The 26,844-nt window shown below is 67.5% G+C and carries 28 protein-coding genes, 1 tRNA gene and 1 pseudogene; 12 read left to right on the forward strand and 18 right to left on the reverse strand.

Translation table 11 applies throughout. The features are described 5' to 3' along the window. Position 1: 1 nt before the first annotated feature. From D3H54_RS26440 to ssd, 6 genes are read right to left on the reverse strand one after another with little or no spacing between them, the layout of a single operon-like run. Positions 2–292 carry a TadE family type IV pilus minor pilin gene (locus tag D3H54_RS26440; RefSeq protein ID WP_149382594.1) on the reverse strand — a complete coding sequence of 97 codons (291 nt, stop codon included), beginning with the start codon at positions 290–292 and terminating at the stop codon, positions 2–4. Between the two features lie 35 nt (positions 293–327). After that, positions 328–495 carry a DUF4244 domain-containing protein gene (locus tag D3H54_RS26445; protein ID WP_149383753.1) on the reverse strand — a complete coding sequence of 56 codons (168 nt, stop codon included), beginning with the start codon at positions 493–495 and terminating at the stop codon, positions 328–330. Between the two features lie 58 nt (positions 496–553). After that, on the reverse strand, positions 554–1,123 hold the full coding sequence (locus D3H54_RS26450) for a type II secretion system F family protein (RefSeq protein WP_210419599.1): 570 nt from the start codon (positions 1,121–1,123) through the stop codon (positions 554–556). Further along, on the reverse strand, positions 1,120–1,899 hold the full coding sequence (locus D3H54_RS26455) for a type II secretion system F family protein (protein WP_286199006.1): 780 nt from the start codon (positions 1,897–1,899) through the stop codon (positions 1,120–1,122). Before D3H54_RS26455 ends, D3H54_RS26450 begins: the two co-directional genes overlap by 4 nt. Next, a complete protein-coding gene (locus tag D3H54_RS26460; protein ID WP_149382596.1) occupies positions 1,896–3,059 on the reverse strand; it encodes a TadA family conjugal transfer-associated ATPase in 1,164 nt (387 codons plus the stop codon). Before D3H54_RS26460 ends, D3H54_RS26455 begins: the two co-directional genes overlap by 4 nt. After that, entirely contained in the window at positions 3,056–4,123 is a 1,068-nt protein-coding gene (gene ssd / locus D3H54_RS26465; RefSeq protein WP_149382598.1) for a septum site-determining protein Ssd, read from the reverse strand. The genes D3H54_RS26460 and ssd overlap by 4 nt, the downstream gene beginning before the upstream one ends. Before the next feature lie 416 nt (positions 4,124–4,539). On the opposite strand from ssd, the gene D3H54_RS26470 reads away from it, so the two are divergent. Further along, positions 4,540–5,397, forward strand: a complete 858-nt coding sequence (locus tag D3H54_RS26470; RefSeq protein ID WP_502707700.1) for an HAD-IB family hydrolase — start codon at positions 4,540–4,542, stop codon at positions 5,395–5,397. 372 nt (positions 5,398–5,769) lie between these two features. Here the strand turns inward: D3H54_RS26470 and D3H54_RS26480 are convergent, their stop codons facing one another. Next, a complete protein-coding gene (locus tag D3H54_RS26480; RefSeq protein ID WP_149382600.1) occupies positions 5,770–6,516 on the reverse strand; it encodes a Fic family protein in 747 nt (248 codons plus the stop codon). 113 nt (positions 6,517–6,629) lie between these two features. Here D3H54_RS26480 and acs point away from each other — a divergent pair, with 113 nt between their 5' ends. Next, a complete protein-coding gene (acs, locus tag D3H54_RS26485) occupies positions 6,630–8,603 on the forward strand; it encodes an acetate--CoA ligase (RefSeq protein WP_149382602.1) in 1,974 nt (657 codons plus the stop codon). 1 nt (position 8,604) lies between these two features. On the opposite strand, the gene D3H54_RS26490 is transcribed toward acs, so the two are convergent. After that, positions 8,605–9,270, reverse strand: coding sequence for a chymotrypsin family serine protease (locus D3H54_RS26490; RefSeq protein WP_149383757.1), 666 nt, complete (start codon positions 9,268–9,270; stop codon positions 8,605–8,607). Between the two features lie 214 nt (positions 9,271–9,484). On the opposite strand from D3H54_RS26490, the gene D3H54_RS26495 reads away from it, so the two are divergent. Beyond that, positions 9,485–9,997 (forward strand): phage holin family protein, encoded by a 513-nt coding sequence (locus D3H54_RS26495; protein WP_149382604.1) that lies wholly within the window; start codon positions 9,485–9,487, stop codon positions 9,995–9,997. After that, the gene (locus D3H54_RS26500) at positions 9,997–10,965 is read left to right on the forward strand and encodes an alpha/beta fold hydrolase (RefSeq protein ID WP_149383758.1); all 969 of its coding nucleotides are present in this window, start codon (positions 9,997–9,999) and stop codon (positions 10,963–10,965) included. The genes D3H54_RS26495 and D3H54_RS26500 overlap by 1 nt, the downstream gene beginning before the upstream one ends. On the opposite strand, the gene marP is transcribed toward D3H54_RS26500, so the two are convergent. Genes marP through nth form a run of 4 tightly spaced genes read right to left on the reverse strand, consistent with a single transcriptional unit; the run spans position 10,958 to position 14,286 of the window. Beyond that, positions 10,958–12,145 carry an acid resistance serine protease MarP gene (gene marP, locus D3H54_RS26505; RefSeq protein WP_149382606.1) on the reverse strand — a complete coding sequence of 396 codons (1,188 nt, stop codon included), beginning with the start codon at positions 12,143–12,145 and terminating at the stop codon, positions 10,958–10,960. The genes D3H54_RS26500 and marP overlap by 8 nt on opposite strands. After that, entirely contained in the window at positions 12,142–12,918 is a 777-nt protein-coding gene (locus tag D3H54_RS26510; protein WP_149383759.1) for an NUDIX hydrolase, read from the reverse strand. Before D3H54_RS26510 ends, marP begins: the two co-directional genes overlap by 4 nt. Before the next feature lie 23 nt (positions 12,919–12,941). After that, positions 12,942–13,583: a TlpA family protein disulfide reductase gene (locus tag D3H54_RS26515; protein ID WP_149382608.1), complete on the reverse strand. Its 642-nt coding sequence runs from the start codon at positions 13,581–13,583 to the stop codon at positions 12,942–12,944. A gap of 22 nt (positions 13,584–13,605) precedes the next feature. Beyond that, a complete protein-coding gene (gene nth, locus D3H54_RS26520) occupies positions 13,606–14,286 on the reverse strand; it encodes an endonuclease III (protein WP_168215118.1) in 681 nt (226 codons plus the stop codon). A 265-nt stretch (positions 14,287–14,551) separates the two neighbouring features. Between nth and D3H54_RS26525 the strand changes: the two genes are divergently transcribed. Both D3H54_RS26525 and crp read left to right on the forward strand, forming a co-directional pair. Next, positions 14,552–14,812: a hypothetical protein gene (locus tag D3H54_RS26525; protein ID WP_286199007.1), complete on the forward strand. Its 261-nt coding sequence runs from the start codon at positions 14,552–14,554 to the stop codon at positions 14,810–14,812. Positions 14,813–14,912: 100 nt separating this feature from the next. Further along, positions 14,913–15,587, forward strand: coding sequence for a cAMP-activated global transcriptional regulator CRP (crp, locus tag D3H54_RS26530; protein ID WP_005138643.1), 675 nt, complete (start codon positions 14,913–14,915; stop codon positions 15,585–15,587). 12 nt (positions 15,588–15,599) lie between these two features. Here crp and D3H54_RS26535 read toward each other — a convergent pair whose 3' ends face one another. From D3H54_RS26535 to sp36, 3 genes are read right to left on the reverse strand one after another with little or no spacing between them, the layout of a single operon-like run. Then, positions 15,600–16,370, reverse strand: coding sequence for an MBL fold metallo-hydrolase (locus tag D3H54_RS26535; protein WP_149382614.1), 771 nt, complete (start codon positions 16,368–16,370; stop codon positions 15,600–15,602). Then, entirely contained in the window at positions 16,367–16,822 is a 456-nt protein-coding gene (locus D3H54_RS26540) for a RidA family protein (protein WP_149382616.1), read from the reverse strand. Before D3H54_RS26540 ends, D3H54_RS26535 begins: the two co-directional genes overlap by 4 nt. After that, positions 16,819–16,980, reverse strand: coding sequence for a Sp36 family protein (gene sp36 / locus D3H54_RS26545; protein ID WP_005138621.1), 162 nt, complete (start codon positions 16,978–16,980; stop codon positions 16,819–16,821). Before sp36 ends, D3H54_RS26540 begins: the two co-directional genes overlap by 4 nt. A 61-nt stretch (positions 16,981–17,041) precedes the next feature. On the opposite strand from sp36, the gene bagA reads away from it, so the two are divergent. Continuing rightward, on the forward strand, positions 17,042–18,064 hold the full coding sequence (gene bagA, locus D3H54_RS26550) for an ATPase BagA (protein WP_210419772.1): 1,023 nt from the start codon (positions 17,042–17,044) through the stop codon (positions 18,062–18,064). Positions 18,065–18,135: 71 nt separating this feature from the next. Further along, positions 18,136–19,272, forward strand: a complete 1,137-nt coding sequence (gene bagB, locus D3H54_RS26555) for an ATPase BagB (RefSeq protein ID WP_149382620.1) — start codon at positions 18,136–18,138, stop codon at positions 19,270–19,272. 39 nt (positions 19,273–19,311) lie between these two features. On the opposite strand, the gene D3H54_RS26560 is transcribed toward bagB, so the two are convergent. Beyond that, on the reverse strand, positions 19,312–19,665 hold the full coding sequence (locus tag D3H54_RS26560) for a WhiB family transcriptional regulator (RefSeq protein WP_083120837.1): 354 nt from the start codon (positions 19,663–19,665) through the stop codon (positions 19,312–19,314). A gap of 292 nt (positions 19,666–19,957) precedes the next feature. Between D3H54_RS26560 and ponA2 the strand changes: the two genes are divergently transcribed. The 4 genes from ponA2 to D3H54_RS26580 all read left to right on the forward strand — a co-directional run bounded on the left by ponA2 (position 19,958) and on the right by D3H54_RS26580 (position 24,843). Further along, the gene (ponA2, locus tag D3H54_RS26565) at positions 19,958–22,387 is read left to right on the forward strand and encodes a transglycosylase/D,D-transpeptidase PonA2 (RefSeq protein WP_149382622.1); all 2,430 of its coding nucleotides are present in this window, start codon (positions 19,958–19,960) and stop codon (positions 22,385–22,387) included. Between the two features lie 38 nt (positions 22,388–22,425). Then, on the forward strand, positions 22,426–23,382 hold the full coding sequence (locus D3H54_RS26570) for a metallophosphoesterase (protein WP_149382625.1): 957 nt from the start codon (positions 22,426–22,428) through the stop codon (positions 23,380–23,382). A gap of 28 nt (positions 23,383–23,410) precedes the next feature. After that, complete coding sequence (cds1, locus tag D3H54_RS26575; RefSeq protein WP_149382627.1) at positions 23,411–24,529, forward strand: L-cysteine desulfhydrase Cds1; 1,119 nt, start codon at positions 23,411–23,413, stop codon at positions 24,527–24,529. Positions 24,530–24,769: 240 nt separating this feature from the next. Next, positions 24,770–24,843: transfer RNA gene (locus D3H54_RS26580), tRNA-Pro, on the forward strand. A 201-nt stretch (positions 24,844–25,044) separates the two neighbouring features. Here D3H54_RS26580 and D3H54_RS32260 read toward each other — a convergent pair. Together D3H54_RS32260 and D3H54_RS26590 are read right to left on the reverse strand one after the other, a co-directional pair. Then, positions 25,045–26,097 (reverse strand): annotated as a pseudogene (locus D3H54_RS32260) (tyrosine-type recombinase/integrase); the annotation flags it as partial. Continuing rightward, on the reverse strand, positions 26,066–26,482 hold the full coding sequence (locus D3H54_RS26590) for a helix-turn-helix domain-containing protein (RefSeq protein ID WP_168214977.1): 417 nt from the start codon (positions 26,480–26,482) through the stop codon (positions 26,066–26,068). The pseudogene D3H54_RS32260 and the gene D3H54_RS26590, both read right to left, overlap by 32 nt. Positions 26,483–26,844 lie beyond the last annotated feature (362 nt).

Below are 26,844 nucleotides of genomic sequence, written 5' to 3' on the forward strand. Positions count from 1 at the left end.
GTCACGCGCCAGGCTCGCTGGCCGCGACCGCATCGGCGGTGATGACGACACCGGGCAGCAGCCGGGACCTGCCGGTGACCGTCGCGACGACGAAGCCACCGTCACGCCGGATTCGCACTGTGGCGCCGGCGGGTCCGACCCAACGGGCAGCGGTGTCCGCGCCCGCCTCATCACCGCGGGCCGCCAACCGGGCCGCCTCGCGGGCGGCGTCGATGCAGCGCACCTGCATCGCGACCGCGGTGATGCCACTGGCGCAGACAACCAGGACCACCACCAGCGCGGCGATGGCCAGGGCTGCCTCGACGGTGGCGAAACCGCGGTCACCGGTTAGACCTTCGTGTTCAGCGCGCGATTGATGATGTTGGTCAACGCGCCGACGATCGAGTCGCCGGTGACCACGCTGTAGAGGATCGCGCCGAATGCCGCGGCGGCGATCGTGCCGATCGCGTACTCGACCGTCGACATCCCGGCATCGTCGACCGCCACCATTACCATGCGCGACTTCAGCTCTCGAAACACATTGTTGCTCAATTGTTTTCCTCCCTTGCCACTGTCACAGAATTCCCGATGCGAACACGTCACCGGCCAAGCCGGCCACCACCGGCACGATGCCCAGGCACACGAATGCCGGCAGAAAACACAGTCCCAGCGGTCCGGCGATCAGCACCGAGGCTCGTTCGGCGGCCGCCGCCGCGGTGTGGCCGGCGTCTTGTCGCGACTGCTCGGCGAGTTCGGCCACACCCTGTGCCAGTGCGCTTCCCGACGACGCCGACCGGCGCGCCAACCTGGCCAGGGCATCGCCGTCCTCGCCGGGCTGCGCGCACCAGGCGGTGTCCGGGTCCGCGCCCAGCGCCAACAGATCCGCCGCGCGGCGCAACACCGCACCGAGCCGGTCCGGCGCCGAGGGTGCCGTCGCCGCAGCCGCAGCGGACACCGACATGCCGCCCGCGAGGCATACCGCGAACACGTCGAGGGCCGACGCGGTCGCCAACGGGTCAGTGCGCACCATGCTGCGGTGGTTCGGTGCAGAAACATTGGCGGCCAACCCTATTCGGTGACGCACCAGCAGCGGGCCCGGCGCGAGTAGCACGGCGGCGGCCAACAACACTGCGGCCGCGGTCACGCCAGCAGCCGATCGGTGATGCGATCACTCCACGCCAGCCCCGCGCAGACCAGCGCCGCACCCACGACCAACAGCCCGCTGCCCGCACCGCCGCCGAGGAGAAAGCGGATCGGATGCGCGCCGATCAGCTCGCCGAGCAGGATTCCGAGCAGCGGCAGTCCGGCCAGGATCACCGCGGTCGCGCGTGCCCCGGCCAGGCCGGCGTCGACCCGCGCGGTGAACCGTTGCCGCTCCACGATGTCGCGGTGGGCGGTTCGGATCAGCGCCGCCATCGCCAGTCCGTGATCGGCCGCCAGCTGCCAGCACACCGCAAGCCGCTCCCATTGCGCGGGAACGGATGTCGAGCCGGCGAGCGCCCGCAGTCCGGCTCCGACGTCAGCGCCCAGCCCGGCACGGGCCGCGACAGACCGCAACGCTGTGCCGACAGCACCGTCGGATTCCCCAGCGGCGACGGCGAACGCGCGCACCGGATGCGCACCCACCCGCAACTCACCGGCCAGCGTCTCCAGCGCCGCCGCCAACGTATGGCCGGCCTCGTCGCGGTCCCGCCGCCGTCGTCGACGGCGCCGGCGGGAGATCAGCGTGCCGCCCAGCACCACCGAGGCCATCAGCACCGCCGGCGGCAGCGCCACCGCGACGACCGCAAGAGACGTCACCAGCGCGGGCACCCGCACCCCTGCCCGCTGCGGCGTCAGTCCCAGCCGGGACCGCGGAGGTGGCGGTGCGGCCAGCACCGCCAGCCCCAAAAGCACAGCAGCGAAGGGCATTCCGGTCACGATCGCCGCCCGTCGATGAGTGTCTGCAGTTGTTGTCGCCCGTCCTGCCAGCCCCGGTCGGCATGCCACGCCGTCATCGCATGCACACCGCCACCGTCCGCGCGGCACAGCACCGCGATCTCGGTGAGCCGGCGTGTGCCGTCACGACGACGACCCACATGCACCACCGCCTGGACCGCCGCGGCCAGTTGGCTGTGCAACGCCGCGCGGCCCAGACCGCCCAGGGCCGCGAGTGCTTCCAGCCGGGCCGGCACCTCGGCCGGGCTGTTGGCATGCACGGTCCCGGCACCGCCGTCGTGGCCGGTGTTCAGAGCGGTCAGCAGGTCGACGACCTCTGCGCCGCGCACCTCCCCGACGACGATCCGGTCCGGCCGCATTCGCAGGGCCTGACGAACCAGCTGCCGCATCGTGACCTCGCCGGCGCCCTCCACGTTGGCGGCCCGCGCCACCAGCCGCACCAGATGGGGGTGGCGGGGCGCGAGTTCGGGGGCGTCCTCGACGCACACTATCCGCTCGCCGCCGTCCACCGCGCCGAGCGCAGCGGCCAATAACGTTGTCTTGCCTGCCCCGGTCCCCCCGGAGATGAGGAAAGCCAACCGGGCGTCGATGATGCCGGCGAGCACGTCCGCAGCGTCCGGCGCGATCGCCCCAGCAGCGATCAGGGCAGCGAGATCCTGGGTCGCGGGCCGCAAGACCCGCAGCGACAAGCAGGTGCCTGCGACGGCGATCGGGGGCAGCACGGCGTGCAGACGTACCGAGAACTCTCCGGTGCCAACGCCGGTCAGCTGCCCGTCGACCCACGGCTGCGCGTCGTCCAGTCGTCGCCCGGCGGCCACGGCGAGCCGCTGCGCCAGCCGGCGCACTGCGGCTTCGTCGGTGAACCGGACCGAGGCGGGGCGCAGGCCGTTGCCGTCGTCGATCCACACCGCGTCAGGGGCGGTGACCAGAACGTCGGTCGTTCCCGGTGCGCGCAGCAACGGCTCCAAGGGCCCGGCGCCGGTCAGTTCGGTCTGCAGGACCCGCAGGTTCGTCAGGACCTCGGTGTCCCCGAGGACTCCCCCAGACTCGGCACGGATGGCCGCCGCGACCGCCGCCGGCCGCAAAGACGACGACTCGGCCGCCAGCCGCTCGCGGACCCGTTCGACCAACGACGCGTTCATGCCGCCCGCACCTGCCCACCGGCCGTCAGAATCTCGAGGACCGAGCGGGCGGCCGCACCGAGCGGAGAGCGCCGTCGCAGCCGCAGGCCACCCCGCTCCAGGCGCTCGGCCAGCATCGGCTCGGGACGCATGGCCGCCAGAAGTGGCAGATCCGCGACCTGTGCGGCCTCGGCGGCGCGCAATCCACTCGGTGCCGGACCGCGCACCACAAGGCCGACGTTCGGATTGACCCCGCGCAGCACCGGCGCCAGGGCCGCGGCCGCCGCGACGCCCCGGACATCGCAGCTGGTGATCATCACCACCAGGTCGGCACTGTCCAGTGCGCAGGTGACCGCCGCGGTCATTCGCCGCGGCAGATCGCAGATCACCAGAATTCCGCCGCGTCGCCCGGCATCGACTACCGCCTCGACCGCCCCGGGCTCCATCTCCCGGCCCTGCCGATCGCCGGACAACACGCTGACACCGTGGTGCCGCGGGAGCGCATCGCGCACCGCCGACCAGGCCAAGCGGCCACCCTGCAGGCTCAGATCGGGCCAGCGCAGCCCTGGCACCGCCTCGCTTCCGACCACGAGGTCGATGCCACCGCCCCACGGATCGAGATCGACCAACAACGACGACGACGCCGCCTGTGCCAGGGCCGTCGCGAACGTCGAAGCGCCCGCACCGCCCCGGCCGCCGGTAACGGCGATCACCCGCCCCGTGCGCGGGCCGTCGCGAACCGCCTCGGCGGCGTCAGCGAGATGCCGCACGAGCTCGGCGTCCTGGGCGGGAAGTGTGCAAACCCGCTGAGCGCCAACGGCCATCGCCGCCGCCCACGCGGGCCCGTTCGGGTCGGTCAGGCAGACCAGGATCACCCCGTCTCGCCTGGGAAGACCGTCCAGCTCGCAGGCTCTGGCCGCATTCTCGTCGAGGATCACAGCGACGGCGGCCGACCACGCCTTGCGGGTGAGCGGCGCAGAAACCGCCACCGGGCGCAGACCCACCGCGGCCGCGACCCGCTCGGCCTGTTCGCGTAACTCGGTGTCGCCGACGTGGACGAGGACTACACCCGGACTGCTGCTCATCACGCAAGAGTCGGCGGCTCGAGGAGCCGACGCCAGTCGCCATGGAGGGATCTGTGGATGAACGCAGATCTGGGGAGTGACTACCGGCACCAAGACAGCACAGAAGTGATCCCGGCAACGTTTCTCAAGTTTGCCGGGATCGCCGGAGATTCTTTGTCGGAAAAAGGGACGACCCCCGCCAGGGGGGGAGGAGGCGGAGGTCGTCGTGTATCAGCCCCGGGGGGTCGGGCTGATGCACACCCGGCATAAGCCGAGTAATACTCACTATACACACGACAATGTGGAGTCGCGCAAGTGTTGCTACCACTTCGAAACCATGTATTCGCTGTGAAAATGCAGGGTGCGACACGTGGCTTGGCCTGCCACTTTGTCCTCGCCCCCGAACCGGGACGTCAGCCACGCCTATCCTGAGGAGCGTGACCGACCCTGCCTCGGCCGCCGACCAGCTAATCCACGTTCGGCCCGAGCCCGCGACTGGGCTCAACTCTCGGACGGCGGCGTTCTTCGACCTCGACAAGACCGTGATTGCCAAGTCAAGCACGCTGGCTTTCAGCAAACCCTTCTTCGATCAGGGTCTGCTCAACCGACGAGCGGTCCTGAAGTCGAGTTATGCGCAGTTCCTCTTCCTGATGTCCGGCGCCGATCACGACCAGATGGACCGGATGCGCTCCTACGTCACCGCGATGAGCGCAGGCTGGGATGTCGAACAGGTGCGGGCCATCGTCACCGAGACGCTTCATGACATCGTCGACCCCCTGGTCTTTGCGGAAGCTGCCGAACTGATCGCGGACCACCGGCTGTGCGGGCGCGATGTCGTGATCGTCTCGGCCTCGGGTGAGGAGATCGTCGCCCCGATCGCGCGTGCGCTCGGTGCCACCCACGCGATGGGCACCCGGATGGTCATCGAGGACGGGAAGTACACCGGCGAGGTTGCCTTCTACTGTTACGGCGAGGGAAAAGCCGCGGCCGTCCGCGAACTGGCCGCGTTGGAGGGTTACTCCCTCGAGCACTGCTACGCCTACTCCGATTCGATCACCGACCTACCGATGCTGAGGTCGGTCGGTCACCCGCACGTCGTCAATCCCGACCGCGCGCTGCGCAAGGAAGCCACCGCGCAGGGCTGGCCGGTGCTGACGTTCCTGCGCCCGGTGCCGTTGCGCGACAGGATCCCAGCTCCGTCGGGCGCGGCGGTGGCGACGACGGCCGCGTTGGGAATCAGCGCGCTGGCCGCCGGCGCACTGACGTACTCCGTGCTACGCCGGTTGTCGTTCTAAACGCGTCCAATTCGTTGCCGACTAGCCCCTTGCTGTGACGGTGGTCACGGAGTACAAAGGAAGGCACGGACGCCTGGCAAGGCCAAGATAGCGCCGGAAGAGAAGGCACTATCTCCCGAGCCAAGCGGCCCAGCACGGTTCCCGGCACCCACGCGGAGCACGCCGCGATATGGCAGAAGTGTTGCGGGCCTGCGTAATTGCGAAGAGCGGACGTACAGAACGACCCCTTGGGTGGGGTTGTAAACGAACCGCATCGCAAGACCGCCGAGGCCAACCCACGCAGCCCACCTGGCACGCTTGGTAACCGAGAAACCGTGCTAGCGGGCGGCGAGCCGAAGAGATTCGGATCGTCGCCCGCTTCGCTGTCCAGGTCTACTTGACCGCCGCGTCCGCGATCGATATCGCCTCTCGCGCACCGTCTTCCAGCGCCTGGCAGGACATCAGCAGCCAAGCCCCGACGGCCGAGGGGTCGCCCGTCGCGAACGCCCGCGCGCGGTCTCGATACTCATCGGCGCGGCGCATCCAGTACACCTCGGGCACCCCCAGCCCGTGCGGGTCCAGACCGGTGGCCATCGTGACGAGCCGCGACACCGCGCGCGCCACCACCCCGTCCCCCGGCCCGAACGGCGCCAGCGCGAGCATCTCGCCGTGCGCGACGGCTGCCAGCACCGGCGCAGGCGCAGAGCTGCCGCCGGTCGTCAGCCGGGTGACCAGATCCAGCCGTGCGGCCACCTCCGGATTCTGGCGCGGGCGGCCCAGAAGGTCCCCGTCGACCAAGTCGGCCGCGGCCAGCGCGTGCAGCCGCGCCAGTGCTTGCAGAGGGGCGCGCTGCCAGACCCCGACCAGGTTGGTGGTTCCACCCTCCAATGCCTGCCCGACGCGGAGCGCACCGGCCAACACAGGATCGTTGGGCTCGGTACCGGAGGCATCCAGTTGCACGGCGCCGCCGTCCAGGGCCGACGACGAGCGCGCTCCGCGGATGGCCGACTCGGCCGCGGTCACCGGCCAGTTGCGCAGATTGGTGCGATGCCGGTGCGCCTTCGCCAACGCTTCCCGGGCGGCCTCGGCGGCGTCGGCCACCCCGGGCAGAGTCATCAGCGGGGCCAGGACATCACTCACGTTCGGTCACGCTATCCGATCCCCAGCTGCCGTTCGGCGCGCGGCAGTAACCGCCCGCCGACGATTGTGACGTGCCAACTCCGATGCAACCTTCGGTGACTACGCTCACAGACATGACCGAGGCGCACACCGAAGTTCAGTCAAGTTTCCCGGCGTCGGACGATTTCGCCGCCGCCGCCAACGCCACCGCCGCCCTCTACGACCAGGCCGAGGCAGACCGGTTGGCGTTCTGGGCAGAGCAGGCCAACCGGCTGTCGTGGGAGACACCCTTCACCGAGGTGCTGGACTGGTCCGACGCGCCGTTCGCGAAATGGTTCGTCGGCGGCAAGCTCAACGTCGCCTACAACTGTGTCGACCGGCATGTGGAGGCCGGTAACGGCGACCGGGTGGCCATCCACTGGGAGGGTGAACCGGTCGGTGACTCGCGGGTGCTGACCTATGCCCAGCTCAAGGACGAGGTGTGCAAGGCCGCCAACGCGCTGACCGATCTCGGGTTGGCTGCGGGCGACCGGGTGGCCATCTACATGCCGATGGTCCCGGAGGCCATCGTGGCGATGTTGGCCTGCGCGCGGCTGGGTGTGATGCACAGCGTGGTCTTCGCCGGCTTCTCGGCGGCCGCGCTGCGGGCCCGCGTCGAGGACGCCGAGGCCAAGGTCGTCATCACCACCGACGGCCAGTACCGGCGCGGAAAGGCGGTGTCGCTCAAGGAAGCCGTCGACGAGGCGGTACGAGGGCTCACGGATGCCGAAAATGGCCCTGTTCAGCACGTTCTGGTGGTGCGCCGCACCGGCATCGACATCGGCTGGACCGAGAACCGCGACCAGTGGTGGCACGAGGTCGTGGACTCGGCGTCGACCGAGCACACCCCCGCAGCGTTCGACTCCGAGCATCCGCTGTTCCTGCTGTACACCTCCGGCACCACGGGTAAGCCGAAGGGGATCATGCACACCTCGGGTGGCTATCTGACCCAGGCGTCGTACACCCACTACAACGTGTTCGACATCAAGCCGCAGACCGACGTGTATTGGTGCACCGCCGATATCGGCTGGGTCACCGGTCACACCTACATCGTCTACGGGCCGCTCTCCAACGGCGCGACGCAGGTCGTGTACGAAGGAACCCCGGCCTCCCCCGATGAGCACCGTCACTTCCAGGTGATCGAAAAATACGGTGTGACAATCTATTACACCGCGCCTACGTTGATCCGCACGTTCATGAAGTGGGGTCGTGAACTCGCATTCGAACACGATCTGTCCAGCCTGCGGTTGCTCGGATCGGTCGGCGAGCCGATCAACCCGGAGGCATGGCGTTGGTACCGCCTGGTTTTCGGTGCCGACAAGACGCCGATCGTCGACACCTGGTGGCAGACCGAGACCGGCGCGATCATGATCTCGCCGCTGCCGGGTGTGACGGACTGCAAGCCGGGTTCGGCGATGCGGGCGTTGCCCGGCATCTCGGCCAAGATCGTCGACGACGACGGAAATGAGTTGGCCCCCAGCGTCGATGGCGGTGAACACGTCACCGGGTATCTCGTGCTGGACAAGCCGTGGCCGTCGATGCTGCGCGGCATCTGGGGCGATCCGGAGCGCTTCAAGGAGACGTACTGGGCGCGCTTCGGCGAGCAGGGCTGGTACTTCGCCGGTGACGGCGCCCGGTACGGCAGCGACGGCGAGGTGTGGGTGCTCGGCCGTATCGATGACGTGATGAACGTGTCAGGGCACCGGATTTCGACCGCTGAGGTGGAGTCCGCACTCGTCGGGCACGCCGGAGTGGCCGAGGCCGCCGTTGTCGGCGCCACCGACGACCACACCGGACAGGCGATCTGCGCGTTCGTCATCCTCAAGGCCCACCACGCCGAGATGCCCAGCGATCAGATGGTCGAGGAGTTGCGCGCCGAGGTGGCCAAGGAGATCTCCCCGATCGCGAAGCCGCGCGAAATCCACGTTGTCCCAGAGCTTCCCAAGACCCGCAGCGGCAAGATCATGCGACGGTTGCTGCGCGATGTCGCCGAGGGCCGCGAACTGGGCGACACGTCTACCCTGGTCGATCCGACGGTGTTCGAAGCGATCCGGGCCAGCAAGACCTGATTCAGCCGACGTCGGCTGTCGGGACGAACCCGGTGCCGGGACGGTTCTTGCCCGCGACGTCGCCCAGGATCGCGTTGATCGACATCGTCACCGCGGGCGTGTGCAGCGGGATGAACTTGACGACGCAGGTGGGCAGGTCTTCGCTGAACGCGCCGTGGATCATTCCGACCAGCTTGTTGTTCACCGTGACCGGTGCACCGGAATCGCCGGGCTGGCCGCACACCTGGTTGACGATCGTGCCCGGGTCCTGGCCGGGTCCCCAGGTGACGCCGCACGAGTAACCGGTGGTGCGCCCGAGCTTGCAGGCGACCTCACCGAACGTCGGGTCGGGCCCGATGCCGTCGATGACGAAGCCCTTGTAGTTCGAGATGGGCTGCACCTTGGCGGGGTCGAACCGGATTACCGCGTAGTCGAGACCGTCGTTGCCGGCGACCATGGTGCCGATCACGCCGTCGGCGGGCCGGTCCTCGGAGGCGACCTGGGCGCCCGGGCCGCCACAATGCGCGGAGGTGAAGCCGATGAGCGCACCGGTGTTGTCGTTGCCGATGGACGTCAGTGTGCAGTAGGTGTCGCCGTTGACGACGATGCCCGCCCCACCGCCCATCGGCACCTTGCCGTCGGCCGTCGCAACCGGTGCCACGCCGGAGATCAGGACGACAAGGGCCATCACAACGGCACTCGCGATGGCCCTCGCGATGGCCCTCGCGATCAGGCCTACACGCTGCGCGGTCGTCACTGGCAACCTCCATTTACCGTCCGCCCCGACAGGGCGAGTCTAGCTTGATCACACCCGCACCTTGCGTAACAGCTTCAGTGGGTATCCCCGCTGCGGGCGCGGCATGGCAACATGAACCGCGACGACAGAAAGTTGGAGGACAGCCGTGAGCAATGGCGATCGCAAGACCGGTGTACCCACCACCGTCACCTCGATCCCGCTGGTGGATCCGAACGCGCTACCGGCCAATCCCTCCGTCGGCGATCTGGTCAAGGACGCCACCGCACAGATGTCCACCCTCGTGCGCGCCGAGGTCGAGCTCGCCAAGGCGGAGATCACCCGCGATGTGAAGAAGGGCCTCACCGGCAGCGTCTTCTTCATCCTCGCGCTGGTGGTGCTGTTCTACTCGACGTTCTTCCTCTTCTTCTTCCTCGCCGAACTCCTCGACACCTGGCTGTGGCGCTGGGTGGCCTTCCTGATCGTCTTCCTGCTGATGGTGGTCACCACCGCGGTGTTCGCTCTCTTCGGGTATCTCAAGGTGCGCCGGATCCGCGGGCCGCAGAAGACCATCGAATCGGTCAAGGAAGCACGCCAAGCATTCACCCCCGGCCACGACAGGTCGCCGGCCAAGGTCGCCACGACGGGCACCCCGCCGCCCACTGACCCCTCCGGCTGGTGATGGCTCAACCGGATCCCTCGGTCACCCGCATCGCGGGGCCGTGGCGGCATTTCGACGTTCACGCCAACGGAATCCGGTTCCACTGTGTCGAATCGAACGACGGCGGCGGTCCGCGCGCCGAGTCGGTCGCGGGTGCGTCGCGGCCGCTGGTGATCCTGCTGCACGGTTTCGGCTCGTTCTGGTGGTCGTGGCGCCACCAGCTGCGCGGTCTGTCCGGAGCCCGGGTGGTCGCCGTCGATCTGCGCGGTTACGGCGGCAGCGACAAGCCGCCGCGCGGCTACGACGGCTGGACGCTCGCCGGCGACACCGCCGGGTTGATTCGCGCGCTCGGCCACAGCTCGGCCACGCTCGTGGGGCACGCCGACGGCGGGTTGGTGTGCTGGGCGACGGCCGTGTTGCACCCGCGGGCGGTGCGGGCGATCGCACTGGTGAGCTCGCCGCATCCCGCCGCGCTGCGGGCCTCAGCGCTCGGCCGGCGCGATCAGGGCCGCGCCCTGCTGCCAACGCTGCTGCGCTATCAGCTGCCGATCTGGCCCGAGCACGCCCTCACCCGGCACAACGCCGACCTTCTCGAGCACCTGGTGCGCAGTCGCGCATCGGGCAAATGGCTTGCTTCCGAGGACTTTTCGGAAACCATCGCACACATGCGCCGGGCCATCCAGATACCGTCAGCCGCGCACTCCGCACTGGAGTACCAACGCTGGGCGGTGCGCAGCCAATTGCGCAGCGAGGGTTGGCGATTCATGAAGCTGATGAACCGTCCGCTCGTGGTTCCGCTGTTACACCTGCGCGGCGACGCAGACCCGTATGTGCTGGCCGATCCGGTGGACCGAACCCAGCGTTATGCGCCGCGCGGCAGGTTCGTGTCGGTCTCCGGCGTCGGGCACTACGCCCACGAGGAGGCCCCCGACGAGGTCAACGATCACCTGCGGCGGTTCCTCGGGCAGGTCTACGACACCGCTAGGTGACGCAGGCCCCGGTGGGCACCTTGGCGGTGTTGCCGATCTTGGCCAGCTGGCGCGACACCTCGTTGGCCGTCAGCACGAACCCGGTGTCGTTGTCGTCCACCGCGGCGCCGAACACCACCCCGAGCACCTGGCCCGCCCGGTTGATCATCGGTCCGCCCGAGTTGCCTTGGCGCACAGTCCCTCTGATCGTGTAGACCTCGCGGTTGACCGTCGTGGTGCGGTAGATATCCGGTCCGTTGAGCTCGATGGTCTCGCGCACCCGCGCCGGAGTCGCCGCGAACTCGCCGCCACCGGGATAACCCAGCACCACCGCGTCGGTGCCGGATTTGGCCGGCTGGTCGGCGAACACCAAGGGGCGCTGCGGCAGATTCGGGACGTCCAGGATCGAGATGTCCTCGTTCGGGTCGTAGGACACCACGGTCGCGTCGTAGGTCTGCCCTTCGGCTTCCACGGTGACACTTTCCGATCCGGCCACCACGTGCGCGTTGGACATCACCCGGTTCGGGGCGATCACGAAACCCGTGCCCTCCAGCACCTTTTGACATCCGGGGGCGACACCGCGGATCTTCACCACGCTCGCGCGCGCATTGCCGACAACCAGGCTGTCGGCCAGCGATGCGTCGGGGGCGTCCACTGCCTGAATAGGAGTGCGGCCGAAGGGCTGCAAGACATCCGGCAGACCGGAAGTGCGCAACAACGCCGACATCCGCTTGGGCACCGCCTTGAGCCACTCCGGTGCGTACTTGTCCACTTCGGCAAGCACTTTCGAACCGCGCGTGGCGGCGGCCAGGTTCGGTTGATCCGACGAGGTCAACGGGCTGGCGAGCAGCCAGGCGGCGACCATCACCACCAGCAGCTGGACCGCCACGCCGATCACCGAGTCGACGGTGCGGACCGCGCGGTTGCGGATCGCACCGCGTACCGCCCGGCCGAGCACCACACCGGCCACCTCGCCGACGACCACCAGCGCCAGAATCAAGAAGAGTGCGGCGAACAGCTTGGCCCGCGGCGAACTGATGTGGCTGACGATGTGGGGAGCGAGCATCACTCCGGCGATGGCGCCGAGGATGACGCCGACGAACGACATCAGCGAGCCCAGCGCGCCGGACCGCCAGCCCGAGACGGCTGCCACCAACGCCACCGCCACCACGGCGATGTCCAGCCATTGCGAACTCGTCACAGGGGCTCCTCACTGCTTCTGACGAGTGCCATGGCCTCGTCCAACTCCCGGACGTCTTCGCTGTTCCACGGTTGCGACCAACCGGCCACATCGAGCATCGCTGAGATTACGTGTCCGGTGAACCCCCATACCAACATCTGGTTGAGCAGAAATGCCGGCCCGGCCAGCCCGCGTCCAGCCCCCGTGCGGTAAACCATCAGCCGGTTCTCAGGATTGATGAACGCCCGCACCGGAACTCGCGCGACGAGCGCGGTTTCACCGCTGTCGACGACGGCCACCGGTCCCGGATCCGGTGAGTACGCCAGCACCGGTACGACGTGGAAACCCGAGGGAGGGATGAACATTCGCTCGAGAACGGCAAGCGGATGCAGGCGGTCCGGGTCAATGCCGGTCTCCTCCTGCGCTTCTCGCAGCGCGGTGCCCACCGGCCCGTCGTCTCCCGGGTCCGCAGCCCCACCGGGGAACGCGGCCTGGCCGGCATGGTGGCGCAGCGAGCCGGCCCGCACCGTCAGCAACAGATCCGCGTCGTCGGGCAATCGCCCGTCGGCGTAACCGGAGCTCGGCCCCGAGAACAGCACGAGCACAGCGGCGTCGCGCGCATTGGTACCGGCCTCGCGCGCTTCGACAACCGCAGCCAACAACTCAGGCGGAACCTTGCGGCGATAGGCATGCGGAACGCGGTCGACGTTGTCGACCAACGGTGCCAGCCAAGGCGGCCGGTACTCCGGGGTGAGCGCGCCCGAGCCTGCCGAGCGGGGAGAACCCTGGGTCACCGGCGCGTCTCTCTCGTCTGTCGTCACTGCACTGCATTCTTCACCGCGGCGGCGATCTCGTCGGCACTGGTGAACGCCTGCGGCAGGATTTTGGCAACGCTACCGTCCGCACGCAGTATCACGGTCGCGGGCATCACGTTGGGCACTCCCAACGCCGCGGCGATCCGGCGCTGACCGTCCTGCAGCGTGGGTAGCCGCACTCCGAGCTCGGCCAGTCGCAACAGGCCGGCCGTCTCGTTCTCGTCCTGATGCACGGTCACCACGGCAACGTCCGGCCCGACTCGGCGCTGGTAGTCCGCCATCGCGGGCAGCTCCTCCGCGCACGGCCCGCACCAGTAGGCCCAGAGGTTGAGCACCACCGTGCGACCGGCCAGCGCGCGGGCCACATCCACCTGTGCACCGTCGGCGGCACACTCGACGACGATGCCGCGCAACTCCTTCGGGCCGGGGTTGTCGGCCGCGGCCGGGCAGGGCGGCAGGTCGGCGCGCCGGCGCGGCTCGGCCAGCGCTTCGGGCGTGTCGGCGTCGCGGTGGGTCCGCGACACCTGGGTGCCCGGCGAACCGCCCGACCCCGACGGGGTGTCGCCGAGTTCGAGGGCAAACGCGGTGATCAGGGCTGCCGCCACAGCGAGTACTGCCAGCGTCCAGCGGGTCGACGTCGTCATCAGTGCAGTTCGGGCCGAAAGGTCAGAGGCCGGCCAGGGCCAGCAGATGCTCGGTCTCGGGACCCTTGACCAGTGGCGCGGCGATCAACGGATCGGTGGGCCCGAGCCCGAAGGACGGGCAGTCCTTGGCCAGCACGCACACTCCGCAGGCCGGCTTTCGGGCATGGCAGACCCGGCGGCCGTGAAAAATCACCCGATGGCTCAGTAATGTCCACTCGCGACGCTCGATCAGCTCGCCCACGATGTGTTCGACCTTGACCGGGTCTTCCTCGGCGGTCCACCGCCACCGACGCACGAGCCGACCGAAGTGGGTGTCGACGGTGATGCCGGGGATGTCGAAGGCGTTGCCCAGGATGACGTTGGCGGTTTTGCGGCCCACGCCCGGCAGCGTCACCAGTTCGTCCAGAGTGTGCGGCACTTCGCCGTCGAACCGCTCGACGAGTTCCTGACCCAGCCGGATCAGCGAGTTGGCTTTGTTTCGGTAGAAGCCGGTGGGCCGGACCAGCTCCTCGAGTTCGGTGCGATCGGCCTGCGCGTAGTCGCGGGCGGTGCGGTACTTCTTGAACAGCGCCGGCGTGGTGCGGTTGACGCCCTTATCGGTGGACTGCGCCGACAGGATGGTGGCGACGGTCAGTTCCAGCGGGTTGGTGAAGTCGAGCTCGCAGTACACATGCGGAAACGCTGTGGCCAAGGTGCGGTTCATCCGCCTGGCGCGCCGGACCAGGCCAAGATGGGTTTCGGAGTCCCACTTCGTTGCTCCCGCCTTGCTCGCGGCCGGCGGGGTGGCAGCGCCGCCAGCGGTCTTGCGCCTGGTTGACGGGCTGTTCGTGGTCACGATGCAAGGGTACTGACTCCGGTCCGGCGAGCTGCGGACCGACCGGTGACAATTCGTGATCCCGCTGAGACCTTGCCCGTGTTTACTTTCCCCCGTGACCTGGTTGCTCGCGGTATGTGTCCCCGGGCTTTTGATGCTGTCGACGTTCGGGTTGCAAAGACTCGAGGAGGCCTTGCACGTCGATCGCAAGGCCGCCGACGAGGTCACCGAATATCTGGAACGGGCCGCCACGACACCGGCCGCGCACGTTGCGCCGCGCGCCGAAGCCGCGCCAAGCCGGGCCGAAACACCGTCCCGACTGAGCGATGACGAGCCCGGTTTGCCCACGCGCTCACACGCCTACGCACGTCCCAATCCGCAATTTCACCGGACTCAATACGCCAATCGTGTGTAGCGTTGGCACGTCGAAAGTCCGGCAACCACTAGACTGACAGTGCCCGGCCACACAGCTGGCCTGCGCATTTCATATCACCGAAGAGTTTAAGAGGGGCGACGTGGACGAGATCCTGGCGAGGGCCGGAATCTTCCAGGGAGTTGAACCCAGCGCTGTTTCCGCGCTGACGAAACAGCTTCAGCCGGTTGACTTCCCGCGGGGACATACGGTCTTTGCCGAGGGCGAGCCCGGCGACCGGCTGTACATCATCATCTCCGGGAAGGTGAAGATCGGCCGCCGTTCGCCGGACGGCCGGGAAAACCTGCTGACCATCATGGGTCCGTCGGACATGTTCGGTGAACTGTCCATCTTCGACCCGGGCCCGCGGACGTCCAGCGCCACCACGATCACCGAGGTGCGCGCGGTCTCCATGGACCGCGACGCGCTGCGGGCGTGGATCGCCGACCGGCCGGAGATCGCCGAGCAGCTGCTGCGGGTGTTGGCCCGCCGCCTGCGCCGCACCAACAACAACCTCGCCGACCTCATCTTCACCGACGTCCCGGGGCGGGTCGCCAAGCAGCTGCTGCAGCTGGCACAGCGATTCGGCACCCAGGAGGGCGGCGCGCTGCGGGTCACGCACGACCTCACGCAGGAGGAGATCGCCCAGCTGGTGGGCGCCTCGCGCGAGACGGTCAACAAGGCGCTGGCCGATTTCGCCCACCGCGGATGGATACGCCTGGAGGGCAAGAGCGTGCTGATCAGCGACTCCGAGCGGCTGGCCCGCCGGGCACGGTAAGCCCGGCGCGCGCTATGCGCGCAGGTAGTCCAGCTGGGCCCGCACCGATTTCTCGGCGGCGTCCCATAATTCCTCGTTCACGTCGGTGTAGACGTGCTCGACGACTTGGCGCGCACTGGCGTCCTCACCCAGCGCCCGCAGGGCCTGGCGCACCTGATCGAGCCGTTCCTCGCGATGCGCGAGATACATCGCGGTGACGGCTTCGAGGTCGTCGAGGTCGGGACCGTGGCCCGGCAGCACAGTGCGACGTCCGAGCCCCTGCAGCCGGCGCAGGGAATCCAGGTACTGAGTCAGGCTGCCGTCCTCGTCATCGATGACGGTGGTGCCCCGGCCCAGCACGGTATCGGCGGTCAGCACCGCACCGTCGACCAGGAACGACAACGAGTCCGCGGTATGGCCAGGTGTGGCCATCACCGTGATCCGCAGGCCGGCGGCGTCGATGACTTCGCCGTCGCTCAGCGGACCGCCGAGCCCGCGCAGGAATCCGCTGCCCACCGACCGCACCACCGCACCCGTGCGGTCGACGATTTTGTCGATGCCGCCGGTGTGGTCCTCGTGCTTGTGACTGATCAGCACCAGCGAAATGGTGCCGAGTTCGGCGAGCCTGCCGATGTGCTCGTCGTCGTCAGGACCCGGGTCGACGATCACCATCTCCGTGCTGCCCGGACCGCGCAGCACCCAGGTGTTGGTGCCGTCCAGCGTCATGATCCCCGGGTTGTTGCACAGGAGTACTGAGGCCGTGTCGGTTACCGGCCGCAGAATCCCGTACGCCGGATGGCTCATTCCACCTCGACGATGAGCTCGACCTCCACCGGCGCGTTCAGCGGCAGCTCGGACACTCCGACTGCGGAGCGGGCGTGCGCTCCGGCCTCGCCGAAGACCTCACCCAAAAGGTCCGAGGCCCCGTTGATGACGCCGGGCTGACCGGTGAATCCCGGCGCCGACGCGACGAACCCGACCACCTTCACCACCCGCGTGACGTTGTCGAGGCCCACCAGCGCGTCGATCGCGGCCAGTGCGTTCAGCGCGCACAGCCGGGCGGCCTGTTTGGCCTGTTCGGCGGTCACCTCGGCGCCAACCTTGCCGGTCTGGCTCAGGCTGCCGGCCTCCATCGGAAGCTGCCCGGCGGTGTAAACGAGATTGCCGGTCCGAACCGCGGGCACATAGGCCGCCAGTGGCTTGACCACGTCCGGCAGGGTCAGCCCGAGCTCGGCGAGCCGCTGGAGTGCAGTCACTTAGGGCGCTTCAGGTAGGCGACGTGCTGTTCACCGGTGGGACCGGGAAGGACCGCGACCAGTTCCCAGCCGTCAGCGCCCCACTGGTCGAGGATTTGCTTGGTGGCGTGGGTCAGCAGGGGCACCGTGGCGTATTCCCATGTGGTCGGTTGGCTCATGGCCGAAGCTTAACGCCGACACCAATCCCACAGGGGTTCGCGGGGGCTTGGCTAGCATGCACTGATGGCGACCACATCGAGCGACGGAAGCGCCCTGGCCTGGCCCTCCCGCCTGACCAAGGCGCGGCTGCACTTCGTGACCGGCAAGGGCGGCACCGGCAAGACCACGGTCGCGGCGGCGCTCGCACTGACCCTGGCTGCAGGCGGCCGCCGGGTGCTCCTGGTGGAAGTCGAAGGGCGGCAAGGCATTGCGCAGCTGTTCGACGTTCCGCCGCTGCCCTACGAGGAGCTGAAGATCGCCACCGCCGAGGGCGGCGGCCACGTCAACGCGCTGGCTGTCGACATCGAGGCGGCGTTCCTGGAATACCTCGACATGTTCTACAACCTGGGTCTGGCCGGCCGGGCGATGCGCCGGATCGGTGCCATCGAGTTCGCGACGACGATCGCACCGGGCCTGCGGGACGTCCTGCTCACCGGCAAGATCAAGGAGTCGGTGGTGCGACTGGACCGCAACAAGCGCCCGGCGTACGACGCGATCGTCGTCGACTCTCCCCCGACCGGCCGGATCGCCCGGTTCCTCGACGTCACCAAGGCCGTCTCGGACCTAGCCAAGGGTGGCCCGGTGCACTCGCAGGCCGACGGCGTGGTCAAGCTGCTGCACTCCGAGCAGACCGCGATCCACTTGGTCACCCTGCTCGAGGCGCTGCCGATCCAGGAGACCATCGAGGCCATCGATGAACTCAAGGAACTCGGCCTGCCCATCGGCAGCGTGATCGTGAACCGCAACATCCCGCCGTTCCTGCCACCCGACGACCTCGCGAAGGCCGCCGAGGGTGACATCGATGCCGACGCGGTCCGCGCCGGGCTCGACAAGGTGGGCATCAATCTGGCCGACGACGACTTCGCCGGGTTGCTGACGGAGACCATCGAGCACGCCAGCCGGATCAAGGCCCGCTCCGAGAGCGCCGAGCAACTCGACCGCCTCGAGGTTCCGCGACTGGAGCTACCGACGATCGCCGACGGGGTGGATCTGGGAAGTTTGTACGAGTTGGCGGAAACGCTTGCGCAGCAAGGCGTCCGATGAGCCGTCCGATGAGCGAAGCGAAGAGGACAGATCGGGCGGAAGCGAAGAGGACAATGGGAGGAAGTCGATAGATGAGCACCGCTCCCCCAGTACTCGACATGAAGTCGATCCTGGCCGACAGGTCAAACCGGGTCGTGGTGTGTTGCGGCGCCGGCGGCGTCGGCAAGACCACCACCGCGGCGTCGATGGCGTTGCGCGCCGCCGAATACGGCCGCACCGTCGTGGTGTTGACCATCGACCCCGCCAAGCGGCTGGCACAGGCGTTGGGAATCGAGGAGCTCGGCAACACCCCGCAGCGGGTACCGCTGGCTCCGGAGGTGACCGGTGAGCTGTACGCGATGATGCTCGACATGCGCCGGACGTTCGACGAGATGGTGGTCGAATACTCGGGATCCGAACGCGCACAGTCGATTCTGGACAACCAGTTCTATCAGACCGTAGCCACATCGCTGGCCGGCACGCAGGAATACATGGCCATGGAGAAGCTCGGCCAGCTGCTCGGACAGGACCGCTGGGATCTGGTGGTGGTGGACACCCCGCCGTCGCGCAACGCCCTGGACTTCCTGGACGCGCCGAAGCGGCTCGGTAGCTTCATGGACGGCCGCCTCTGGCGGTTACTCCTGGCGCCCGGTCGCGGCTTCGGCAAGCTGGTGACCGGTGTCGTCGGCCTGGCGATGAAGGCCATGTCGACCATCCTCGGTTCGCAGATGCTTTCGGACGCTTCGGCGTTCGTGCAATCACTGGATTCGACGTTCGGCGGTTTCCGTGAGAAGGCCGACCGCACCTACGAGTTGCTCAAGCGGCGCGGCACTCAGTTCGTGGTGGTGTCGGCAGCCGAGCCGGATGCGCTTCGCGAGGCATCCTTCTTCGTCGACCGGCTTTCCGCGGAGGGCATGCCGTTGGCGGGGCTGATCCTCAACCGCACCCACCCGACGTTGTCCTCGCTCACTGTGGAGCGGGCCATCGACGGCATCGAGGAGTTGGAAGCCGCCGGCTCCGACAACAACGGGAATCAACTTGCGGCGGCGGTGCTGCAGATCCATGCCGACCGGGCGCAGACCGCCAAGCGGGAGGTGCGGTTGTTGTCGCGGTTCACGGGCGCCAATCCGCATGTTCCAGTGGTTGGCGTGCCGTCGTTGCCGTTCGATGTGTCAGATCTCGACGCCCTGCAGGCGATCGCCGATCAGATCACGAGAGAGACCGCGTAAAGAGAGTCCCGGCCGATCGGCCGGGACTCCTCGCGAAAATTAGCTGACGCTGCGGTGCTTGCGCTGCGCGGCGAAGAATTCCGACCAGGACACCACTTCGGGGTGCTGCTTGAGCAGTGCGCGGCGCTGGCGTTCCGTCATGCCGCCCCACACACCGAATTCCACACGATTGTCGAGCGCATCCGCGCCACACTCGGCCATGACCGGACAGTGACGGCAGATGACCGCGGCTTTGCGCTGGGCGGCGCCGCGGACAAATAGCTCGTCAGGGTCGGTTGAGCGACACAGAGCTCGCGAAACCCAGGCAATCCGGGCTTCCCCGTCCGCACCTGGGATGGATCCGTGCAAAAGCGCTGCGCTTGGCTTGCGAACAGCGGTCCGAATACCTGACACCGACGATCCCCTTCGTCCGGCCGCGGTCTGCGGCTGACAATCTTCTGGTGTAGGCCGCGTATGCGATCTACGCCACATTGCGACTTGGAGTGTTACCTGTATCGCACTGTCTGTTTAAGTTAGGTGGTCAGGTATCTTTTGCGCAACAGTTACATCACAGGTTTTTTGGGACGACCGTCCAGACCGATCATGAACTGGCATTTTCTGACTCCCGCGTAAATACCGTCGATATCCTCGTAGGCGAAGGGACGCTGCGCAAGAGCCGTCCCGGTCTCTCGTTACTCTGTAGCTCATGTCGGAACGCCCGCCAGCCGGGGCCACGATCATCAAGCTGGCCTGGTGCTGCCTGCTGGCCAGCGTGATACTGGCGGCGCTCCTATTTCCCGTGGTCGGCGGCGTAGGCCTGATTTCCAACCGTGCCTCCGATGTGGTGGCCAACGGCTCGGCCCAACTGGTCGAGGGCGAAGTGCCCGCGGTGACCACGATGGTGGATGCCAAGGGCAACCCCATCGCCTGGCTGTACTCACAACGCCGCTTCGAGGTTCCGAGCGACAAAATCGCCGACACCATGAAGCTGGCAATCGTGTCCATCGAGGACAAGAGATTTGCCGAACATAACGGTGTCGACTGGAAAGGCACGCTGACCGGCCTGGCCGGCTACGCCTCCGGCGACCTCGACACCCGCGGCGGGTCCACGCTCGAGCAGCAGTACGTCAAGAACTACCAACTGCTGGTGATCGCCCAGACCGACGCCGAGAAGCGCGCGGCCGTGGAGACCACGCCGGCCCGCAAGCTGCGGGAGATCCGGATGGCACTCACGCTGGACAAGACGTTCACCAAGCCCGAGATCCTGACCCGCTACCTGAACCTCGTCAGCTTCGGCAACGGCGCCTTCGGCATTCAGGACGCCGCCCAGACGTACTTCGGGGTCGACGCCTCACAACTGAACTGGCAGCAGGCCGCGCTGCTGGCCGGGATGGTGCAGTCGACCAGCACGCTGAACCCGTACACCAACCCCGACGGCGCGCTGGCGCGGCGCAACCTCGTGCTCGACACGATGATCGACAACGTCCCGGGCAAGGCCGATGAGCTGCGGGCCGCCAAGCAGGAACCGCTGGGCATCCTGCCGCAGCCGAATGAGCTGCCGCGGGGCTGCATCGCCGCCGGCGACCGCGCGTTCTTCTGCGATTACGTGCAGGAGTATCTCGCGCGGGCCGGCATCAGCAAGGACCAGCTCGCCAGGGGCGGCTACCTGATCAAGACCACGCTGGATCCCGACGTCCAGAATTCGGTCAAGGGCGCCGTCGACTCGCTTGCCGCGCCGGACATCAACGGCATCGCCAGCGTCATGAGCGTCGTGCTGCCCGGCAAGAACGCGCACCCGGTGGTCGCGATGGTCAGTAACCGGACCTACGGCCTGAATTCCGCGGTCGGGGAAACCATGCAGCCGCAACCCTTTTCGCTCGCGGGTGACGGCGCCGGCTCGATCTTCAAGATCTTCACCACGGCCGCCGCGCTGGACATGGGCATGGGCATCAACGCCAACCTCGACGCGCCCGCCCGCTTCGAGGCCAAGGGCCTCGGCAGTGGCGGCGCCAAAGGCTGCCCGCGCGACACCTGGTGCGTGCAGAACGACGGCAACTATCGCGGATCGATGAGCGTCACCGATGCGTTGGCTCAGTCGCCCAACACCGCGTTCGCCAAGCTGATTTCCCAGGTGGGCGTGCAGCGCACGGTCGACATGGCCGTCAAGCTGGGCTTGCGTTCCTACGCCGAGCCCGGCACCGCGCGTCCGTACGATCCGGAGAGCAACGAGAGCCTCGCCGACTTCATCAAGCGGCAGAACCTCGGATCGTTCACGCTGGGCCCCATTCAGGTCAACGCGCTCGAGCTGTCCAACGTCGCGGCCACGCTGGCCTCCGGCGGCACCTGGTGCCCGCCGAACCCGGTCGACAAGCTCTACGACCGCAACGGCCACGAGGTCTCGGTCACCACCGAGACCTGCGATCAGGTGGTGCCGGAAGGGTTGGCCAACACGCTGTCCAATGCGCTGAGCAAGGACGACGTCAGCGGTACCGCGGCCGGGTCGGCCCGCTCGGTGGGCTGGGACCTGCCGAGCTCCGGCAAGACCGGCACGACCGAAGCGCACCGGTCCTCGGGTTTCCTCGGCTACACCAACCGCTACGCGGCGGCCGCCTACATCTATGACGACTCCACCACCCCGTCCGATCTCTGTTCTTTCCCGCTGCGGCAGTGCGGCGACGGCAACCTCTACGGCGGTAACGAACCCGCCAGGACCTGGTTCACGGCGATGAAGCCGATCGCGACGAACTTCGGCGACGTCGCGCTGCCGCCCACCGATCCGCGCTACGTCGACGGCGGCCCGGGCTCCCGGGTGCCTACCTTGTCGGGCCTGACCCAGGACGCGGCACGCACCCGCCTGAAGGAATCCGGCTTCCAGGTGGCCGACCAGGCCACCCCGGTCAACAGCACGTCGCCGGCCGGCACGGTGGTCGGCACGTCGCCCGGCGGGCAGACGATTCCTGGCTCGATCATCACGATCCAGATCAGTAACGGCATACCGCCTGCTCCGCCGCCGCCTCCGCCGGGGGCACCGCCGATACCGGGGCTCGACGGTGCGCCGTTCGGGCAGACCGTCGTCGAGATCCCGGGACTCCCGCCGATCACCGTTCCGCTGCTGGCTCCGCCGCCACCACCATGATCGGGTGAAGGGCGGACGGGGGCAGTATTCTTGCGCGTATGGCTGTGCCGTCCGCTGTGAAGTCGTCCGCCCTCGTGGCCGCCGGCTCGGCCGCGCTTGCGGTCAGCTATGCCACGGTGATCGAACGCAACGCGTTCGTGGTCCGCGAGGTGACCATGCCGGTGCTCTCGCCCGGCTCCACCCCCTTGCGGGTGCTGCACCTCAGCGATATCCACATGCGCCCGACACAGCGGCACAAGCAGGCCTGGCTGCGTGAGCTGGCCCGCTGGGAGCCCGACCTGGTGGTCAACACCGGCGACAACCTGTCGCACCCCAAGGCGGTGCCGGCGGTGGTGCAGGCGGTCGGGGACCTGCTGTCGGTGCCCGGTGTCTTCGTGTTCGGCAGCAACGACTACTTCGCCCCGAAGCTGAAGAACCCCGCCAAGTATCTGTATGACAGTGACTACCGCGCGCATGGCAAGCCGCTGCCGTGGCAGGACCTGCGGGCGGCGTTCAGCGAGCGGGGCTGGCTGGATCTGACCCATAACCGGCGGGACTTCGAGGTGGCCGGGCTGACGATCGCGGCAGCCGGGGTCGACGATCCGCACCTGAACCGGGACCGCTACGAGACCATCGCCGGGCCGCCAACGCCCACGGCCAACCTTTCTCTGGGCATCGCGCACGCCCCCTACACCCGGGTGTTGGACCGCTTCGCCGCCGACGGTTATCAGCTGATCATGGCCGGACATACCCACGGCGGGCAGTTGTGCGTGCCGTTCTACGGCGCCCTGGTCACCAACTGCGATCTGGACCGGTCCCGCGTCAAGGGTGCCTCGAGGTGGGGCGCCGATACCGCTCTGCACGTGTCGGCGGGCATCGGCACGTCGCCGTTCGCGCCGTTCCGGTTCTGCTGCCGTCCCGAGGCCACGCTGCTGACCTTGGTGGCCGCGCCGACCGGCGGGCATGACCAGACGCGAAGCGTGGTGCGGTCCAGCCCCACCGCCTCGGTGCGGTGAGCTCCGCCGCCTGCTGTCCCCGCCGGCGATGACGTCGATCGCCGCCCACACCCGTCCGCGTGACTGGGTGGACAACGCTATCCGGCTCATCGAGGCCGACAGCCGGCGCAGCGCCGACACCCATCTGCTGCGTTACCCGCTGCCGGCGTCGTGGAGCGGTGGTGTGGACATCGCGCTGTATCTCAAAGACGAGTCGACACACATCACCGGCAGCCTCAAACACCGGCTGGCGCGGTCGCTGTTCCTGTACGGGCTGTGCAATGGCTGGATCGGCGAGAACACCACCGTGGTCGAGGCCTCCTCAGGATCGACGGCGGTGTCCGAGGCCTACTTCGCCGCCCTGTTGGGGCTGCCGTTCGTCGCCGTGATGACCGCCTCGACGAGCGCGTCGAAGGTGAAGCTGATCGAGGCGCAGGGCGGGCGGTGTCATTTCGTCGACGAACCCGGCGAGGTGTACACCGCGGCCCAGCAGATCGCCGACCAGACCGGCGGCCACTATCTGGACCAGTTCACCAACGCCGAACGGGCTACCGACTGGCGGGGCAACAACAACATCGCCGAGTCGATCTACCACCAGATGAGCGCCGAACGCCATCCGATCCCGACGTGGATCGTGGTCGGCGCGGGCACCGGGGGCACCAGCGCCACGATCGGGCGCTACGTCCGGTATCGGCGCCATGAAACGAAATTGTGCGTGGTGGACCCGGAGAACTCGGCGTTCTTCCCGTCCTACGCACACGGCCGCGACGTCGTCACCGGAGCGCCATCGCGAATCGAGGGCATCGGCCGTCCGCGGGTCGAGCCGTCATTCCTGCCGGAGATCGTCGACCGCATGGTCAGTGTTCCCGATGCCGCGTCGATCGCGGCGGCCCATCACGTCTCGCGGGTGTTGGGACGCCGCGTCGGGCCGTCGACGGGAACCAACGTCTGGGGCGCGTTCGGTCTGCTGGCCGAGATGGTCGCGGCCGGTGTCGGTGGTTCGGTGGTCACGCTGATCGCCGACAGCGGCGACCGCTATGCCGACACCTACTACGACGCCGACTGGTTAGCCGGTCACAACCTCAACCCCGGCGAGTACGCGGACGCGTTGGCCGAGTTCGAACGTTCCTGCGGCTGGGTCTGGTCCGGCTCGTCGACGACGTCGTAGTCACCGGTCACCACCAGCCACAGTGCTGCGAGCAGGAAGAAACCCCCGTACACCACGGCCCCCAAAGCGGTCATCATCCGCCCCACCTTTCGCTGCTCGGCGCATTTGTGTCGCCGTCAGTTTCCATAACGCCACCGACAAGTCAGATCCATCCCGCGACACGCCGTGAACTTCGCCGAGGGCCCGACAAGCCGTTTGGCTTCTCACCCGTCGCGTGCGATACGCTGTCGAGGCTTCACGCGGGGTGTGGCGCAGCTTGGTAGCGCGCTTCGTTCGGGACGAAGAGGTCGTGGGTTCGAATCCCGCCACCCCGACTCGCGTTTATGCAAGCAAGAGGCCCTGACTGGTGATTCTGGTCGGGGCTTTTTTCTGCCCCAGTCCGCAGTAGCGCAGCCCAGCGCGGCCTGGCGGGCTTTATCCAGCGCATCCGAAACCCGCTCTAAGTCGTCTTGAAAGAGGTCGGCATAGGTGTCCATTGTGAGCACCGCCGACGCATGCCCCATCATCGTTTGCACAGCCTTGGGATTTGCGCCGCCACTGATCGCAAGGGAAGCCGCCGTGTGCCGCAGGTCGTGCGGTGTCACCTTCGGGAAGCCAGGAACTGTCGCCATCAGACGACGCATGGCAGGCGCGAAGGTTCGCGGACGAAACGTCGACACGCGGAGGACGCCGCCATCAGGCGCGGCGAATACCAAGTCCTCACGAGACTTCCCGACCATCAACGCTGCCAGTTCCTCACTGAGAAACTGAGGGAACGGGACAGATCGACGCTCATGCGACTTCGGGGTTGACCACACGAGGTGGCCCTTCACCTCTGCGACTGCATCGTGGATATTAACTCTGCGGCGGAGCATCTCGAATGAGTCGACGCGAAGAGCGGCCATCTCACCCCACCGCAGACCGGTATAGGCCAGGAACCTCACCACAGAGCCATGAGAGCTGATCTCGCGAGCGAGTAGCTCGACCTGCTCATGGGAGAGATAGCCACGTTGGCGGTGTCGGCGGCGAGGTGCCTTAACCTCAGCACACGGATTGCGCGATAAACGCCTGTCCTCGACTGCCAAAGCCAGGATCTGGCGGAGAACGCTTAGGGCGTTCTCGATGGTTGCAGGTCCAGCGCCCGCGGTCACCATGTCTTGCACCCAAGATCGCACGGCCGACGTCTGCACGTCGGCCACGGCGACGTGCGCCCAGCGCGGTTCCACATGCGATGTCCACGTATATGCCCGCGTGGCGACTGTGGTTTCTTTCAAATGGCCTTGTGCGCCAAGCCACTTCGCGTGCAACTCCCCTACAGACACACGTCCCGCCTTCGGTGCAACGTAGCTTCCGGTCACCTGTGCGGCGGTGATTTCGTCCAGCCAAGCCTTCGCCGTTGTCCGTGTGTCGAATGACTTCGCGTTCTCACGTCCTTGCTCATCGACATAGCGCGCCAACCAGCGTTTGCCGCTGCCCGCGCGGACCGTCGGTAGACCATCACCACGCTTCCAGCGGTCCTCCACACGCGACTGGCGATTACGCTTCTGTGGCATCTTTTCAATCATCTTCGTTGGATCCTGTATGGCCATCCTGGCTCCGCTCGGCTTCCAGCGCGGTCTGGTTGAGCATCCGTGCGAGCGCAAGGACGTGGGCCTCCTGGTCGACGTATCGCCCTGCGCTGCGGGACATCTCGTCCTTCATCTGATCCAGCAGGTTCTGTGCCGACGCGATCATGTCGTGAAGTTCACGGAGTGCCCACGGCATCTCTGTTGGCGGGGGTCCGAGAAAAACAGCCAACGGGGGCACCCGGAATATCGTTGCAATAGCGACTGTCTCTGCGACTCGAAGCGGTCTGGTTCCGCGCTCGATCTTCGCCACCGTCGTCTGGTGCATGTCGAAACCCTGCAAGCGGAGTTGGTCGGCGACCTCTTCTTGTGACCAGTTGCGCTCATGCCGCCACTGCCGAATGTTCACGCCGAACTGCTTCTCCCAATACTCATAGGTTCGTCGAAGCTGCAATCAGTCACAAGGACGCAGCTTGACCGGCGCGCCCGCCGCGCCAGCCTGAACGTTGGCCGTTCGGCTACTCGCGGTCGGCGGAACTTCACATTGGGGATGAAGCGAGTTCACCCTCAAGGTGAATCGAAACCGCCTCTGAACTGTGGCTTTTCAAGCGCCCTCTATGACTATCTACCAAGCTCATGTCAACCCGAAATCTCCGAACCGTTGAACCTTCTCAGCGGGAGCATTATTTTCCGGAAACGTGTACCGGGGCACGGGCTCCTGACAGGCGGTCGCACGCGGCTTCGCTCTAGCGATTCCAACCACCCCTTCCG

The organism is Mycobacterium sp. ELW1 (assembly GCF_008329905.1).
Taxonomy (GTDB): Bacteria; Actinomycetota; Actinomycetes; order Mycobacteriales; family Mycobacteriaceae; genus Mycobacterium.